Here is a 2,122-nt window from a genome sequence, read left to right as displayed (position 1 = left end):
GGGAGATATAAAAATCCCCTATAGAGATGACGATGCGCATCAATTAAGATCATATATTAAATACTATCAATCACTTAACAAAGAAAAGACGCGCCAAAAGAATTATCTTGAGGCAGCAGAAATTAACCAGGAAGATGACTATATTCTTAAGCAAGTGAGAAAAAGAATTAAACAAATTGATAAAGAGCAAGAAAACTTAATGGCCTTATCAATGAAGCTTATAAAGGCAAATACTGAGTATTTGAATGCCTATGAAAACATTACTTCTATTAAAGGGCTCGGTCAAAAAAGCGGTATCGTATTGCTTTATCTCTTTCTAAGATACCCTAATGTAGTGACTCAAGCAAGTGATCTGGATGATTTTATACAAAAAGTAGACGGTTATGAATATTAAGATACGTGATCAGGGGCAACAGGATTATCTAAGTTGTTGGCGGAAAATGCAGGATTATACCTTATCCAGAGATATTGATAGTGCTGATGAAATCTGGATCGTTGAACACTCTCCTGTCTTTACTCAGGGGTTAAATGGCCAGCCAGAACATTTATTACAGGTCTCAGATATTCCGGTGGTCGATACTGATAGGGGAGGGCAAATTACTTATCATGCGCCTGGGCAGTTAGTTGTTTATACCTTAATCGATATAAAACGAAGAGGCATCGGTGTACGTCAGTTGGTAACCGTCCTGGAACAGGCTATGATCGGAACTCTTGCCCAATATGGTTTACAGGCAGTGGCTAAAGCCCAGGCGCCAGGTGTTTATATACAGGGTAACAAAATTGGCTCAGTTGGCTTGCGCATTAAAAAAGGCTGTAGTTATCATGGATTGAGTTTAAATAATAATATGGATTTAACGCCTTTTTCTTATATTAACCCCTGTGGTTACCAGGGGTTACAAGTTACCCAGTTAGCTAATCTAGGGGTCAATATCAAGACTAATGAATTAGCGATACCTGTGGTGAATTCTATTGCTAATGCTCTGCAAGCATTAAGCTGAAGCATCAATTGTGCATAGTTTTAATCTCAGTTATTGATTTCATAGAGATTCAAGAATTACGACTTAATCTTAGTGGCTGGCTAAAATACGAATACATTGCCCGTAATGCTTCTGAGTATCATGGTAATGCTTTATACCTACAGAGTCATACGCCGGAATATTTGGCAACTGTGCCTGCATCGGTGCGCTTTGAGAACGACCCTTTAATCAGACAATTTAATCTTGTCGATAGAAATACTAATAAGGTGAGTTTTTCTGCAAACTGGTTACCTCTGGAGCCTTTAAGTGTTGGGTTTAATGGACATTACAGTCAGGATGATTACGATCAAAGTGAATTAGGTTTGACTTTTGCAGATAATTTTAGCGGAACTGTGGATCTTAATTACGCAATAAATGAAGGCCTCAGTTTATATGGTTTTTATACTTACGAATTTTTTCAGAATCAGCAGGATGGTTATACTCGTTTTTCTAATGTAGGGTTAGATTCCCGCAACCCAGAACAATTCTGGGAGGTGAATACCAGGGATAAGGTTAATACTGTGGGGGTAGGTGTAGACTGGAGCGTGATTAAGGATATAGTTTATTTACAGCTAGATTATTCTTATTCTTATTCTGATGCACTGACTGAGACTGATACCGAGCAGGGAAGTAATCTCAATGGTGAACCGCTACCCGATTTAAAAACGATTTTACATAGCTTAAATGTCCGTGCTAATTACAGGGTACTGGAAAATATGCGCCTGCAACTGAGTTATCGGTATGAGTTTTTTGTTACTGATGATTATGCTCTGGATAATATATTTCCCGATAGTATTGACGAGGTACTCAGTCTAGGTAATGTTAGCCCGGATTATAACGCGCATGTAGTGGGGCTTAGTGCTTTTTACGAATTTTAAGCCTGTGTAGTCATTGTTTCTAGGATAATAGACAGCCTGATTTAGATCTTTTGTCGGTTAACGTTAGTTGACTTAGCGACTTGAAAAACCATGTAGTAAGCCCCATCATGTTGTTAATGCAAATGGGTTTCATTTCGTAAAGTAAATAAGTATATTTCATCGCTAATTGTTTTACGCAGCCGCTTAAAATCAGGGAAACGGAGCCTAAGCGGAGTGATGATTTTTAGT

Annotated in this window: 2 protein-coding genes and 1 pseudogene; all 3 read left to right on the top strand. The window is 38.2% G+C overall.

Annotated features, from left to right (window positions below):
* A pseudogene (locus tag CDZ78_RS21790) lies at window positions 1-394 on the top strand (hypothetical protein); the annotation flags it as partial.
* Window positions 384-998 (top strand): lipoyl(octanoyl) transferase LipB, encoded by a 615-nt coding sequence (gene lipB, locus CDZ78_RS07150; protein ID WP_087869390.1) that lies wholly within the window; start codon window positions 384-386, stop codon window positions 996-998. The pseudogene CDZ78_RS21790 and the gene lipB, both read left to right, overlap by 11 nt.
* A gap of 8 nt (window positions 999-1,006) precedes the next feature.
* Window positions 1,007-1,894 (top strand): MtrB/PioB family outer membrane beta-barrel protein, encoded by an 888-nt coding sequence (locus tag CDZ78_RS07145; RefSeq protein ID WP_167374206.1) that lies wholly within the window; start codon window positions 1,007-1,009, stop codon window positions 1,892-1,894.
* The last annotated feature ends 228 nt before the right edge of the window (window positions 1,895-2,122 follow it).

Source organism: Bathymodiolus platifrons methanotrophic gill symbiont, assembly GCF_002189065.1.
Taxonomy (GTDB): Bacteria; Pseudomonadota; Gammaproteobacteria; order Methylococcales; family Methylomonadaceae; genus Methyloprofundus.
Note: the sequence above shows the minus strand (reverse complement) of the source record. Positions and strands in the feature narration are given on the sequence as shown.

Bases quoted from the DNA above. Each gene is read 5' to 3' on its own strand.
- lipB (WP_087869390.1), top strand. From the start codon at position 384: ATGAATATTAAGATACGTGATCAGGGGCAACAGGATTATCTAAGTTGT.